The 13,760-nt window shown below is 69.7% G+C and carries 10 protein-coding genes and 5 tRNA genes; 9 read left to right on the plus strand and 6 right to left on the minus strand.

The genetic code is table 11. The features are described 5' to 3' along the window. Window positions 1-92: 92 nt before the first annotated feature. The 6 genes from NRK68_RS24330 to NRK68_RS24355 all read right to left on the minus strand — a co-directional run bounded on the left by NRK68_RS24330 (window position 93) and on the right by NRK68_RS24355 (window position 9,137). Window positions 93-506, minus strand: a complete 414-nt coding sequence (locus NRK68_RS24330; protein WP_030037347.1) for a roadblock/LC7 domain-containing protein — start codon at window positions 504-506, stop codon at window positions 93-95. Between the two features lie 10 nt (window positions 507-516). Continuing rightward, window positions 517-3,699: a sensor histidine kinase gene (locus NRK68_RS24335; protein WP_183068591.1), complete on the minus strand. Its 3,183-nt coding sequence runs from the start codon at window positions 3,697-3,699 to the stop codon at window positions 517-519. A gap of 296 nt (window positions 3,700-3,995) precedes the next feature. Further along, window positions 3,996-4,577 carry a GTP-binding protein gene (locus tag NRK68_RS24340; protein WP_046776286.1) on the minus strand — a complete coding sequence of 194 codons (582 nt, stop codon included), beginning with the start codon at window positions 4,575-4,577 and terminating at the stop codon, window positions 3,996-3,998. Next, window positions 4,558-4,950 carry a DUF742 domain-containing protein gene (locus tag NRK68_RS24345; protein ID WP_030037344.1) on the minus strand — a complete coding sequence of 131 codons (393 nt, stop codon included), beginning with the start codon at window positions 4,948-4,950 and terminating at the stop codon, window positions 4,558-4,560. Before NRK68_RS24345 ends, NRK68_RS24340 begins: the two co-directional genes overlap by 20 nt. A 152-nt stretch (window positions 4,951-5,102) precedes the next feature. Then, complete coding sequence (locus NRK68_RS24350) at window positions 5,103-5,516, minus strand: roadblock/LC7 domain-containing protein (RefSeq protein ID WP_030846990.1); 414 nt, start codon at window positions 5,514-5,516, stop codon at window positions 5,103-5,105. Window positions 5,517-5,525: 9 nt separating this feature from the next. Then, complete coding sequence (locus NRK68_RS24355) at window positions 5,526-9,137, minus strand: nitrate- and nitrite sensing domain-containing protein (RefSeq protein WP_257856701.1); 3,612 nt, start codon at window positions 9,135-9,137, stop codon at window positions 5,526-5,528. Between the two features lie 576 nt (window positions 9,138-9,713). Between NRK68_RS24355 and NRK68_RS24360 the strand changes: the two genes are divergently transcribed. The 9 genes from NRK68_RS24360 (at window position 9,714) to NRK68_RS24400 (ending at window position 13,750) form a co-directional block, all read left to right on the plus strand. After that, entirely contained in the window at window positions 9,714-9,902 is a 189-nt protein-coding gene (locus NRK68_RS24360) for a hypothetical protein (RefSeq protein ID WP_030029864.1), read from the plus strand. Window positions 9,903-9,999: 97 nt separating this feature from the next. After that, window positions 10,000-10,806 carry a fumarylacetoacetate hydrolase family protein gene (locus NRK68_RS24365; protein WP_183068593.1) on the plus strand — a complete coding sequence of 269 codons (807 nt, stop codon included), beginning with the start codon at window positions 10,000-10,002 and terminating at the stop codon, window positions 10,804-10,806. Further along, window positions 10,799-12,274: a glutamate--tRNA ligase gene (gene gltX / locus NRK68_RS24370; RefSeq protein WP_183068594.1), complete on the plus strand. Its 1,476-nt coding sequence runs from the start codon at window positions 10,799-10,801 to the stop codon at window positions 12,272-12,274. The genes NRK68_RS24365 and gltX overlap by 8 nt, the downstream gene beginning before the upstream one ends. A 173-nt stretch (window positions 12,275-12,447) precedes the next feature. Beyond that, the gene (locus NRK68_RS24375) at window positions 12,448-13,176 is read left to right on the plus strand and encodes an HAD family hydrolase (protein WP_183068595.1); all 729 of its coding nucleotides are present in this window, start codon (window positions 12,448-12,450) and stop codon (window positions 13,174-13,176) included. An 86-nt stretch (window positions 13,177-13,262) separates the two neighbouring features. Further along, window positions 13,263-13,334: transfer RNA gene (locus NRK68_RS24380), tRNA-Gln, on the plus strand. 27 nt (window positions 13,335-13,361) lie between these two features. Next, window positions 13,362-13,434 (plus strand) — tRNA-Glu (locus NRK68_RS24385). Window positions 13,435-13,497: 63 nt separating this feature from the next. Next, window positions 13,498-13,570, plus strand: a tRNA-Glu gene (locus NRK68_RS24390). A 21-nt stretch (window positions 13,571-13,591) separates the two neighbouring features. After that, window positions 13,592-13,663 (plus strand) — tRNA-Gln (locus NRK68_RS24395). A 14-nt stretch (window positions 13,664-13,677) separates the two neighbouring features. Continuing rightward, window positions 13,678-13,750: transfer RNA gene (locus NRK68_RS24400), tRNA-Glu, on the plus strand. The last annotated feature ends 10 nt before the right edge of the window (window positions 13,751-13,760 follow it).

Raw genomic sequence — 13,760 nt, forward strand, 5'->3', positions numbered from 1 at the left:
TCTCCTCCTCCGACTCCAAGAACGCAGTACTCCCTGTGGAACCGCGCCACCGCACCCTACGGTGCGATGGCGCGAAACGCACTGCCTGTTTGCTAGTTGAGAAGGCTTCCCTGCAGTTCGGCGCGCAAGTCCGGGGTCAGGACACTGCCCGCACGATCCACCAGAAGGGCCATCTCGTAGCCCACGAGGCCGATGTCGCACTCCGGGTGCGCCAGCACCGCGAGGGACGATCCGTCGGAGACGGACATCAGGAACAGGAAGCCCCGGTCCATCTCGACCACGGTCTGGTTGACGGCGCCACCCTCGAAGATGCGGGAGGCACCGGCGGTCAGCGAGGTCAGACCGGAGGCCACGGCCGCCAGCTGATCGGCGCGGTCGCGCGGAAATCCGTCGGACATCGCCAGAAGAAGGCCGTCGGCGGAGACCACCACCGTGTGCGACACCCCGGGGGTGTTGTCCACGAAATTGGTGATCAACCAGTTCAGGTTCTGTGCCGCCTGGCTCATCGGGCTCACACTAACGCTCCTGGTCATAGCTGTTACTTGACTGCTCAGTACCCGCGCTGCGTCCCTGCTGGACACCCCGCCGCAGGTTGCTCAACCTGCCGCGGACGTCCTCCGGAGCGCGGGAGACCTGGGGGCCGCCCTGCGGGGTCGTCTCCGCTGCGCCCTCGACCAGGTTGGCCTTGGGCACGCGCCGAGGGAGACCGGACGAGGTGACCCCGCCCGCCTTCGGCTCACGGAGTTTGGCGGCCTGCTGCCAGCGCTCGTCATTGCCCGAGCGCCAACCCGTGCCACCGTCCTGGTCCTGCTCCGGCGCCGCGGCCTGCCGCTGACGCTGCGGCCGCTGCTCGAAGAGGGACCCGGGGGACTCCGCTTCCTGCTGTGCCGGCTGCCACTGCTGCTGGCTGCCGCGTCGCGGCAGGCCCGCTCCGGTCATTTCGTGACCGGTGTCGGCAGCGGCGCCCGGACGGTCGAAGCCTACGCGCTCCGCGGCCGGTTCGGGGACGGCCTGGGATTCCGATTCAGTCCCGTAATCCTGCTGGTAGGCAGCCGGATACGTGTTCTGCTCGGGCCACTCGGCCTGCGCCGACCGGCTTTCGTAGCCGTCGTCGTAGCCCTGAGTGTTCGACTGCTGGTCCGGGTAGCCGTCTTCCGTATAGGCGTAGTCCTGCTGCGGGTACGCCTCGTACCCCTGCTCCTGGCGCTGTCCGTCGTACGCGGGTTCGTATCCCTGCTCGGACTGCTGCTCGTAGCCCTGGTACGGCTGGTAGCCGTGCTCCGGCTGAGGTTCCGGATAGTCCTGGCCGCCCTGGTCGGCGTACTGCTGCTCCTGCGGGAAGCCGACCTGGGCCTCCAGCGCGGCGCGCCGCTCCTCGCGGCCGAGCGAACGCCCGACCGGGTCGAGGCCGCGCGCCTCGCCGCCCTGCTCGTAGCGCGAGTCGTCGAAGCCGAGCTCCGCGGCCGTACGCATCGGGGCGGCCTGCTGGGCCTGCTGCTCCGGAATGATCTGCGAGACCGTGAAGTCGTCGTCCGGGATGCCCTCGCCACCGCCACCGTGCGTGATGGCGTCGGGAAGCATGATCAGCGAGGTGGTGCCGGCCGCCTCGCCCGAGGGGCGCAGCTGGACGCGGATGTTGTGGCGGTCCGCCAGCCGGCCGACCACGAACAGACCCATGCGCTGCGAGATCGCGGCGTCCACGGTCGGCGGGTTGGCGAGCTTGTGGTTGATGTCCGCGAAGTCCTCGGCGGTGAGGCCGATGCCCTTGTCGTGGATCTCGACCATCACACGGCCGTCGGGCAGACGCGTGGCGTTGACGCGGACCTTGGTCTGCGGGGAGGAGAACGTGGTGGCGTTCTCCAGCAGCTCGGCGAGCAGGTGCACGAGGTCGGTCACGGCCTGGCCGTGGATCTCGGCCTCGGAGACACCGGAGAGCTCGATGCGCTCGTACTGCTCCACCTCGGAGGAGGCGGCGCGGAGCACGTCCACGAGGGGCACGGGCTGGTCCCAGCGGCGTCCCGGCTCCTCACCCGCGAGGATGAGGAGGTTCTCGCCGTTGCGGCGCATACGGGTGGCCAGGTGGTCCAGGCGGAAGAGGTTCTCCAGCTGGTCCGGGTCGGCCTCGTTGTTCTCCAGGTCGGTGATGAGGGTCAGCTGGCCCTCGATCAGCGACTGGTTGCGCATGGAGAGGTTCGTGAAGATCGCGTTGACGTTGCCTCGCAGGAGCGCCTGCTCGGCGGCGAGCCGGACCGCTTCCCGGTGGACCTGGTCGAAGGCGCGGGCGACCTCGCCGATCTCGTCCTGGGAGTCGATCGGGATGGGGTGGACACGGGTGTCGACCTTGCCCGGATCGGTGCGCGAGAGCTGGTCGACGAGCGACGGCAGGCGCTGCTCGGCGATGTCGAAGGCGGCGGTGCGCAGGCGGCCCATCGCACGGCCCATCTGGCGGGCCATCATGCCGGCCAGGATGAAGGCGGCGAGGAGGGCCACGACCACGATGGCACCGTTGGTGATGGCGTCGGTGCGGGCGTCGTCGGAGACCGCGACGGCGTCGGTGACGGCCTTCTCGAGGAGTTCCTTCTCGATCTCGTCGTAGCCGTCGAACTTGGCGGTGGCGGCGTACTGCCAGGCAGCCGGAGTGGTGCCGCCGTCGATGACCTTCTTCTTGGGCTCGCCGCTGGCGATGGCCTCGGTCATACCCGTGAGGATCGACTTGTTGGTCTGCGACACGGGCGGGGACTTGAAGGGGGTACCGGCCTGCTCGGCGGCGGCCTTGGCCTCGGCGAGCTTGGCGGCGCCCTCCTCGGACTTCTTCCCCATGACCGTCTTCAGACGGGTCACGTCCTCCTCGGTACCCGCCGCGACGTACTCGCCGATGGCGATTTCCTCGAGGTAGGCATAGGAGGAGAAGGCGACGAGCTGGGCCTTGCGGGTGTTCTCGTCGTTGCTGGGGCGCACCAGCAGGTGCGTGCCGACGGAGCGCTGGAGGGAGTTCGCCGCCTTGGCCAGCTGGATCGCGTAGACCATGCGGCCGTACGAGGTCACGTTGCCGGTGCCGAGACCCAGCTCGTTGGCGAACTGCATCAGGTAGTGCTGGACCGTGACGTAGCCCTCTTCGGTCGGGATGGGGCCGAACGAAGTGGGCGGGTTCTTCTTGGGGCTCTCGATCCCGGCCTGGTACGCCGTCTGACGGACGTCCGTCAGCTTGGGCTCCTCGGTGCGGAAGAGCTCCAGACGCCGCTCCATGCCCTGGTTCTCGGGCAGGTCCTGGACGGCCTTGTCGAACTTCTCCTTGGCCGCGGTGGTGTCCGCGTAGGCCTTGGTGACCTTGTCGTCCTTGGTGAGGCCGTTCAGGAGCGGCTCGGCCGTGAGGTCACGCTCATTGAGCAGTGCCTGGCTGTATTCCGAGGCTGCCTGGACGACCCGGGCTATCTGCTCGGCGTCCTTGGCCTCGTTCCACGTGTCGACGGAGCCCTTCACCTGGAACCCGCCCATGACCAGGCCCACGAGGGCCGGCACGAGCAGGATGGCGTTCAGGCGGGTCGGCACGCGCCAGTTGCGCGGGGAGAACCGGCTGGTGCTCCCGCTCTTCACAGGCGGTTCCACGGGCACGTCGGCGGGCGACGCGGCCGCTCGCGGCGGCGGGGTGAAGTTGCCGCGCGCGGGTTCATCCGCGGGGCTTGCGTTGCTTCGCCTCACTCGACCAACAACCTCTCGGCGGTGCTACTAGCTAGTTCGTTGAATTCCAGCACGGTTGACGGTCCTGTTCCAAACAGTTGAAATCCGCGGGTTCCAGAGACCTACGCCTCACATAAACCGGACATAAAGAGCGTCCTGCGGCAAAAGCCGGGGTGGTTGTGAGCGCAGTGGCACCGGCCGAACGCATCCCGTTGCCAATTGGCTTCAATTCTCTGTCGAAACGTTATGAACGACAGGGGCGGGCCGTGTCATACGACACAGCCCGCCCCTCCCGTGCGGCAGTTGGAGCCGCTCCGCTACTTGAGCCGCGCCATGAGGGCGTGCTCGACGAGCGTGATGAGCGCGCTCTTGGCGTCCGCGCGGTGGCGGGCGTCGGTGGTGATGATGGGGGCGCCGGGACCGATCTGCAGGGCCTCGCGGACCTCCTCCGGCGTGTACGGCTGGTGTCCCTCGAAGCCGTTGAGCGCCACGACGAACGGCAGGCCGCTGTTCTCGAAGTAGTCGACCGCGGGGAAGCAGTCGGCGAGGCGGCGCGTGTCGACCAGCACGATGGCACCGATGGCGCCGCGGACCAGGTCGTCCCACATGAACCAGAAGCGGTCCTGGCCGGGCGTGCCGAACAGGTACAGGATCAGGTCCTGGTCGAGCGTGATGCGTCCGAAGTCCATGGCGACCGTGGTGGTCGTCTTGTCACCCGTGTGCGTGAGGTCGTCGATGCCGGCCGAGGCGCTGGTCATGACCGCTTCGGTGCGCAGCGGGTTGATCTCGGACACGGCTCCGACGAACGTGGTCTTGCCCACGCCGAAGCCGCCCGCCACCACGATCTTCGCGGAGGTGGTGGAGCGGGGAGCCGCTCCGCTAGATGTTCCGAAGGCCACTGAGCACCCTTTCGAGCAGTGTTACATCCGGCGTGCCGCCGGCCTCTCCGTTGCCCGGCTGGTGGATGGCCACCATGCCGGCCTCCGCCAGGTCGGCGACGAGGATGCGAGCCACACCGAGCGGCATGGAAAGCAGCGCGGAGACCTCGGCGACCGACTTGACCTCACGGCACAGCGTGCAGATGCGCTGGTGCTCGGGGAGCAGGCCGGACAGGTGCATCGGATCGGCGGTGGTGCTGACCAGCGCCTCGATGGCGAGCTGGTAGCGGGGCCGGGTCCGGCCGCCGGTCATCGCGTAGGGACGCACCAACGGCTGATCGCCTTCCGAGTACGAATCTCCGTACGCATCGGGGTAGGCGGGGGGCGGGGTCATGGATCCTCCGGGCTGGACAGCAGTGGTCAGCGTGCCGTCTGACGGGGCGGCCGGTGGGGGGAACGGTATGACGGCCTGGCGGTGGTACTGGATTCCGGGGCGGAGGCCCCGGTCTCCCGGCCGGTAGTACCGTCCGGCCGGGAGAGGGGAAGTCAGCCGAGCAGGCTTCCCTGCAGTTCGGCGCGCAGGTCCGGGGTGAGGACACTGCCCGCGCGATCCACCAGAAGAGCCATCTCGTAGCCCACGAGGCCGATGTCGCACTCCGGGTGCGCCAGTACGGCCAGCGAGGATCCGTCGGAGACGGACATGAGGAACAGGAAGCCCCGGTCCATCTCGACCACGGTCTGGTTGACGGCGCCACCCTCGAAGATGCGGGAGGCACCGGCGGTCAGCGAGGTCAGACCGGAGGCCACGGCCGCCAGCTGATCCGCGCGGTCGCGGGGGAACCCGTCGGACATCGCCAGAAGGAGGCCGTCGGCGGAGACCACCACCGTGTGCGACACCCCGGGGGTGTTGTCCACGAAGTTGGTGATCAACCAGTTCAGGTTCTGTGCCGCCTGGCTCATCGAACTCAACTAACGCTCCTGCTGGTAAGTGGGGTCGATGTGGTAACTGCCGGTCGCCTGGCTGTTGTTGCCAGCCTGACGGCCCTGCTGGATACCGCGTCGGAGGTTGGTCAGACGGCCGCGGACGTCGTCCGGCGCCCGGGAGACCTGCGGACCCGCCTGCGCCTCGGACTGCTGCTGCGCGGTGCCGGCCACGAGGTTCGCCCGCGGGACCCGGCGGGGCAGCCCCGAGGTCGTGATTCCGCCGGCGGCGGGCTGGCGCACGCGCTCGGCCTGCCGCATCAGCTCGTCGTTCGGCGAGGACTTCCAGCTGACGGTCGGCATGGCGCCGGTCGCCGTGTGGGAGGACTCGGCCGCCTGCTCCTGGCCGCGCTGCGGCAGCTGCTGCTGCGGGGCAGGGGCCGGCGGAGCGGACTGCTGCGGCTGCTGGGGTACCGCCGGGACCTGCGCGGGGGACTGCTGCCCCTCCTCGCGGAACCAGTTCGACTCCAGCGTGTCGAAGATCGGGCTGCGGGCGTCGCCGGCGCTCTGGGCCGGGGGCAGTGCCTCCGGCCGGTGCGCCTGCGGCAGCCGCGGGGCCTCGGACCGCGCGGGCGGTACGGGTGCGTACTCGCCGCCCTGCGGAGCCTGCGGCTGCTGCGGGGCCTGCGGCTGGCGGGCGAACCCGCCGACGCCGGGGCCGCCCGGCCGCTGGGGCTGGTAGCCCGGGCGCTCGAACTGGCCGGTGGAGGACGGGTCGATGGGGCCCCGTACGTCCGGACGCTCGAACTGGCCGGTGGTGCTGCCCATGCCGTCGCCCTGGGGCATCGGCGCGTTGAAGTCCGGGCGCGCGAACTCGGCCGTCGAGCCGGGGCCCGAGAGCTCGTCGTGGCCGCGGGCCTGGTCGGAACCCCAGCTGGTGGTCTGCGGGCCGGGCAGCTCCGGACGGCCGCCGGCGGCGCCACCGCGCGGCGGCAGCTGCGGCCGCGGACCGCCAGGGGCCGCAGCCCCGGGACCGGGCTGCTGCGGGGCCTGCTGCTGGGCCTGCTGCGGCTGGGGCTGCTGCGGACGCTCGAAACCGCTGCCCTGCTGGAAGCCGGAGGCACCGGAGGACGCCGGACGGGCCTGGGTGTTGCCGCCGAAGCCGACACTGGGCACCGGGCCGCGGGTCGGCAGCGGAGCGCCGGAGCCGAAGGCGCCCTGGCCCTGGCCGGCGGTGGTCGGACCACCCTGCTGGGGACGGGCACCGGGAGCACCGGGACCGCCCTGCGGTCCGCCCTGCGGCCGTCCGCCCTGCGGACGCTGGCCGGCACCGTCGCGGCCGGGGAGCGCGGCACGCTGACCGCCGCCGACCTGCCCGCGCTGCGGGCTCTGGCCCACGGAGGGACGTCCGCCCGGACCGGGCACGGAGGCCTGGGCACCGGGGGCGCCCTGGGCGCCGCCCTGGCCGGGCGTCGGACCCGGCTTCTTGCCGCCCTGGGCGACGTCCACCGGGAGCATGACGAGGGCCGTCGTACCGCCCGAGTCGGAGGGGCGCAGCTGGATGCGGATGCCGTGTCGCAGGGACAGGCGGCCGACCACGAACAGACCCATGCGCCGGGAGACGGAGACGTCCACGGTGGGCGGCGACGCCAGTCGCTCGTTGATCGCGGCGAGGTCCTCCGGCGAGAGACCGATGCCGGTGTCGTGGATCTCGACGAGCACGCGGCCGTCGGGCAGCGCGTGACCGGTGACCTTGACCTTGGTCTGCGGGGAGGAGAACGAGGTGGCGTTCTCCAGCAGCTCTGCGAGCACGTGCACGAGGTCGTTGACGACGCGGCCGGCGACGTCGGTGCCGGGCACCGAGGCCAGCTCGACGCGCTCGTACTGCTCCACCTCGGACGCGGCGGCGCGGAGCACGTCGACCAGCGGAACGGGGCGGGTCCACCGGCGGCCCGGCTCCTCGCCCGCGAGGACGAGGAGGTTTTCGCCGTTACGGCGCATGCGGGTCGCGAGGTGGTCGAGCTTGAAGAGGGAGGACAGCTGGTCCGGGTCGGCCTCGCGCGACTCCAGTTCGGAGATGAGCGAGAGCTGACGCTGGATGAGGCCCTGCGAGCGGCGCGAGAGGTTGGTGAACATCGCGTTGACGTTGCCCCGCAGGAGGGCCTGCTCGGCGGCGAGGCGGACGGCCTCGCGGTGCACGTCGTCGAAGGCCGCGGCCACCTGGCCGATCTCGTCGCGGGTGTGCAGACCGACCGACTCCACGGACGTGTCCACGTCCTGCGGGTCGGACTCGGACAGCTGCTTGACGAGCTCGGGCAGACGGTCCTGGGCGACGCGCGTCGCGGTGTCCTGCAGGCGGCGCAGCGAGCGGATCATCGAGCGGGCCATGACGAAGGCGCCGACGAGGGAGACACCGAGGACGAGGAGGATCAGGGCACCGTTGATGATGGCGTCCTGCTGGGCCTCGTTCTTCAGCTCACGGGCCTTCTGCTCCATCTCCTCGAGCAGGGTCAGCTCGATGACCTTCATCGCCTGGAGCTTGGTGCCGTCCGCGTCGTACCAGTCCAGCCAGGACCGGTTCTTCTCGCGGAGGAAGGCGTCCTGGCTGGCCAGCACGCGGCGGGCGTAGTGGTCGGCGCTGGAGATCTCGGAGTTGCTGTCGCCCAGACCCGCGAGGAGCTCCTCGGTGCGGCCCTGGTAGACGAGCTCGAAGGTGGTCTTCGACTGCTGCTCGCCCTTCTGCGCGGAGAGGGCGTAGAGGCGGTCGTTCTCCTCCAGCTTGCCCTGCTTGTCCGAGGTCTCGGGGAGCGAGGCGGCGATGATCGCGCGCTGGATGGAGGCGTATTCCTTGGCGGCGGAGAACGCGGCCAGGGCACGCGTACGCTTGATCATCTCCGGGTTGGAGGTGGCCTGCGCCATGTCCTGGGAGAGCGAGAGCAGCGAGACGATCATCGCGTTGTACTCGCTGACGGTCTGCTGGGCGCCGTTGACGTACGCCTTGTCGCGGACCGTCTGGATGTTCGCGATCTGACGGCCGATCTGCAGCACGTTGTTGCGGATCGACTTGAGGGTGTCGTCCTTCTCGCCGGTGCTGTCGACCTTGTCGGTCGCGGCGGCGAAGGCCTTGGCGGCGGTGTCGGTCTGTGCGCGGGCACCTTCGACGCTGCTGTTGGTCTTGCCCTTGGAGAGCGAGAGCGGACCCGCGGAGAGGTCGCGCTCCTCCTGGAGCATGGCGGCCAGGTTGGTGGCCTGCCGCGTCATCGTCGTCAGCAGCTGCATGTGCTCGAGCTGCGCGATGTCGTTGAGCGAGTCGTTGATACGGAAGCCACCGAGCGTGGTGGCGGCGACGACCGGCAGGGTCAGCAGCGACACGAGTCGCGTGCTGATGCGCCAGTTCTGCATGGCGAGGCGGGAGCCGGGCCCACTGGGGGCCTTCGGTATCGCCGCGTCCTGCTCAGCCGGCCCGGCCTTGTCCTTGGACTTGGCCTTCAGGCTCTTCACGCGGCCCTTCGCCTTCACCGCTGCGGAAGCGTCGGGGCTCACGCCTTCGACAGCCGGCCCGCGGTTCTGGGCGTGCTGGGGCGAGGAGCCACGGTCGGTCCCGCCGCGCGGCTCCTGCTCCGCCGCAGCGCTGCCATCCCTCTTGAATCGTCCCTGCACTAGCGTCGCAACCTCTGGACCAGGCGTCCCGCCGGGCGACCGGCGGAACGGTGTCGAGTCGTGGGGCACTTTCGGCCCCATGGTGGTCGTCGGTGACCGGCGCGTCTCCCTTTCTCTCCGCCGCTCGGCGCTGAGTCGCGCCACCTGCGCGCCGGACTGAGTCCCGCGGCGGTCCCGCGAATTCCAGCACAGTGGCGGATCTCCAACAAGGTGCGCGTGTCGGCCCGGAGAGTCGGTCACGGCTCGTAACAGACGCGCTACGCGATGTGCGACCACATTCGGTTGAAATCGGACTTACGTCATCCAAACAACATGGTCGGCAAGGTGTCCCAGTCGAGATGATCAGGAGCGGAATGGCGCATTCAGTGGCGCAATGTCCGTTTCGGTCCGTGTGATCGACTGTCCATTATGGAAGTAATGTCCGGTCGCTGGTGAGCAAACTCACATAGCCGTGGCCATTACTTCCCGGTTCGCCAGGGGATTCAGATGTTTAGCCTTGCCCATTGAAGGGTTGGGCCAGGGCTGGTGCCCGCGCCGGCCGACATCCGCAGAGCGAACCGAGGACCCCGTACTCCGATGAAGACGACGACGATGTTCCGCAACATAGCCAACCCCCGCCGCACCACCCTCGCGCACCTCAAGGACGCCGAGGAGCTGCAGGCGGCACCGGCCACCCCGGAGCACGCCGTCGAGCTGCCGACGCAGACCGCCAACCCCCGGCGCACGGTCCTCATGGACGCGCCGGTCGCCGCCGCCGCGCAGTAAGCCGCCCCGCACGGAACGTGAAGCGCCGCTGCCCGCCGCGTTAGCCTGGGATCCGCAGACTCCAGCCAGCGGACATACAGAGGGGCAGACGCAACACGTGCGCATCGCCAGGTTCTCGATCGACGGCAATGTCGCGTTCGGCGCGGTCGAGGGCGACGCCGCCCCCGGCAACGAAGCGTCGCTCGTGCTCGACATCATCAAGGGCATCCCGTTCGCGGACTTCGAGCTCTCGGGCACGAAGGTCCCGCTGAGCAAGGTCCGCCTGCTGCCGCCCGTGCTCCCGAACAAGGTCGTGGCCATCGGCCGCAACTACGCGGAGCACGCGGCGGAGCTCGGCAACGCCATCCTTGACGATCAAGGCCGTCCCGAAGCCCCCATCACCTTCTTCAAGCCGTCCACCTCCGTGGTCGGCCCGGGCGACCCGATCACCTACCCCTCCTTCTCCCAGGACCTCCACCACGAGGCGGAGCTCGCCGTGGTCATCGGCCGCATGTGCCGCGAGGTCCCCAGGGAGCGCGTCAAGGACGTCATCCTCGGCTACACCTGCGCCAACGACGTCACGGCGCGCGACGTGCAGCAGCGCGAGAAGCAGTGGGCCCGCGCCAAGGGCTTCGACAGTTCCTGCCCCCTCGGCCCCTGGATCGAGACCGACCTGGACCCGGGCGACCTGACCATCCAGTGCACCGTCAACGGCCGGCAGCGCCAGCTGGGCCGCACCAGTGACATGGTCCGCTCCATCGAGGACCTGGTCGTCCACATCACCGAGGCCATGACGCTGCTCCCCGGCGACGTCATCCTCACGGGGACCCCGGCCGGAGTCGGCCCCCTCAACGTCGGCGACGAGGTCGCCGTCACCATCGAAGGCATCGGCACTCTCACCAACAAGGTGATCAAGCGTGGTTAACGGACCTGTCCGCGTACGTTTCTGTCCCTCCCCGACCGGCAACCCCCACGTGGGTCTGGTCCGCACCGCCCTGTTCAACTGGGCGTTCGCGCGCCACCACGGCGGCACGTTCGTCTTCCGCATCGAGGACACCGACGCGGCCCGCGACTCCGAGGAGTCCTACGCTCAGCTGCTCGACTCGCTGCGGTGGCTCGGCTTCACCTGGGACGAGGGCCCCGAGGTCGGCGGTCCGCACGCGCCGTACCGTCAGTCCGAGCGCATGGACATCTACGCGGACGTCGCGAAGAAGCTGCTCGACGGCGGCTACGCGTACCACTGCTACTGCTCCACCGAGGAGCTCGACGCCCGCCGCGCGGCCGCCCGCGCCGCCGGCAAGCCCTCCGGCTACGACGGCCACTGCCGCGAGCTCACCCCCGTGCAGATCGAGGCGTACCAGGGCGAGCACCGCCCCGCGATCGTCCGCTTCCGGATGCCCGACGAGCCCATCACCTTCACCGACCTGGTGCGCGGCGAGCTGACCTTCACCCCGGACAACGTGCCGGACTTCGGCATCGTCCGGGCCAACGGCGCCCCGCTCTACACCCTGGTCAACCCGGTGGACGACGCGCTGATGGAGATCACGCACGTCCTGCGCGGCGAGGACCTGCTCTCCTCCACCCCCCGCCAGATCGCCCTCTACAAGGCGCTGATCGAGCTGGGCGTCGCCAAGAGCACCCCCGCCTTCGGCCACCTGCCGTACGTGATGGGCGAAGGCAACAAGAAGCTCTCCAAGCGCGACCCCGAGGCCTCGCTCAACCTGTACCGCGAGCGCGGCTTCCTCCCCGAGGGCCTGCTGAACTACCTCTCGCTCCTCGGCTGGTCCTTCTCCAAGGACCAGGACGTCTTCTCCATCGAGCAGATGGTCGAGAAGTTCGACATCGACGGGGTGAACGCCAACCCGGCGCGCTTCGACCTGAAGAAGGCCGAGTCGATCAACGGCGACCACATCCGCCTGCTCGACCCGAAGGTGTTCGCGGACCGCTGCGCCCCGTGGCTGCAGGCCCCGCACGCCAACTGGGAGCCGGAGGACTTCGACAGCGAGGCCTGGGAGCGCATCGCGCCGTACGCCCAGACGCGCGTGGGCGTCCTGTCGGAGATCACCGCCAACGTGGACTTCCTGTTCCGCAAGGAGCCCGTCGAGGACCAGGCCTCCTGGGACAAGGCGATGAAGGGCGAGCCGGCGGCCCTGCTGACCACCGCCCGCGAGAAGCTGGCCGACGCCGACTGGTCGGACCCGGAGTCCCTCAAGCAGGCCGTCCTGACCGCCGGCGAGGCCCACGGCCTCAAGCTCGGCAAGGCCCAGGCGCCGGTCCGCGTGGCCGTCACCGGCCGCACGGTCGGCCTGCCGCTCTTCGAGTCCCTGGAGATCCTGGGCAAGGAGCGCTCGCTGTCCCGCATCGACGCGGCCCTCGCCAAGCTGGCCGGCTGACCCGCGGCAGCACCGTCACGTCCCGCAGGGGGCGGCGCCCGAACCCGGGCCGCCGCCCCCTGCGGCGTTGTCCCCGGCGGGCTCGCAGCGACGTACGCCCGTGTCGCCGACCTTCGTGACGGACTTCCTGATCGTGCCCACCCCGGAGGTGCCCGCGGCGTAGGCTCTGGCACATGCCGATCCGCGCCGTGCTGTGGGACATCGACGACACCCTCTTCGACTACACGGGGGCCGACGCGGCCGGTCTCGCGGCGCAGCTGGAGGCCGTCCGGCTCGCGGAGCGGTACGGGACCCCCGCGCAGGCGCTCGCGCGCTGGCGGGAGATCACCGACCGGCACTGGGCGCGCTTCGCCGCCGGGGTGGGCACCTTCCAGGGGCAGCGCCAGGAGCGGGTGCGGGAGTTCCTCGACGAGCCCGGCATGACGGCGGCCGAGGCCGACGCGTGGTTCGACCAGTACGTGGAGCACTACAAGGCCGCCTGGACCCTCTTCCCCGACGTCGTGCCGGCCCTCGACGTCCTCGCCGCCGACTACCGCCACGGCGTGCTCTCCAACTCCTCCACGGCCAACCAGGACCCCAAGCTGCGCCGGCTCGGACTGCGCGAGCGTTTCGAGGTGCTGGTCTGCGCCGTCGAGCTCGGCGTCAGCAAGCCCGCGGCGGAGGCCTTCCTCGCCGCGTGCGAGGCGCTCGGACTGCCGCCGGAGGACGTGGCGTACGTGGGGGACCAGCCCGAGATCGACGCGCGCGGGGCCCGCGACGCCGGGCTGCTGGCCGTCTGGATCGACCGGGACGGCCGCAGAGGCCCCGGCCCCGAGGGGGCGCACCGGATCGAAGGCCTTGACCGGCTGCCTGAGCTGCTGGCACGGGATACCCGTTTTGGAGCACGGTCAGGCATCCGGTAATGTTCTTTCTGCGCCGCCGGAGCGGGCCGAAAGGCCGGACGGAGGCGCCACTCGAAAGAAAATCCCCCCAAGGGGTTGACTTTCGGTGGGGTATAGTGTAATTGGCAACACGAGGGTTTCTGGTTCCCTTATTCTAGGTTCGAGTCCTGGTACCCCAGCGCAGTGCAGTAGTAACGCAGTGCTTAGCCCCCGTTGTGTAGCGGCCTAGCACGCCGCCCTCTCAAGGCGGTAGCGCCGGTTCGAATCCGGTCGGGGGTACAGATCCTTCCCGCAAGATCTCCATTGGGTAGCTCCCGGACGTCTTGATGCAGGATCGCTAGGGCCCCCGTTGTGTAGCGGCCTAGCACGCCGCCCTCTCAAGGCGGTAGCGCCGGTTCGAATCCGGTCGGGGGTACTGGTCTGGTATAGACCACATTGGGCTATGGTGTAATTGGCAACACGAAGGTTTCTGGTTCCTTTGTTCTAGGTTCGAGTCCTGGTAGCCCAGCGCAGTACAAGCAAGCCCCCGTTGTGTAGCGGCCTAGCACGCCGCCCTCTCAAGGCGGTAGCGCCGGTTCGAATCCGGTCGGGGGTACGCACAGAAG

It is taken from the genome of Streptomyces yangpuensis (assembly GCF_024666385.1).
GTDB lineage: Bacteria > Actinomycetota > Actinomycetes > Streptomycetales > Streptomycetaceae > Streptomyces > Streptomyces yangpuensis.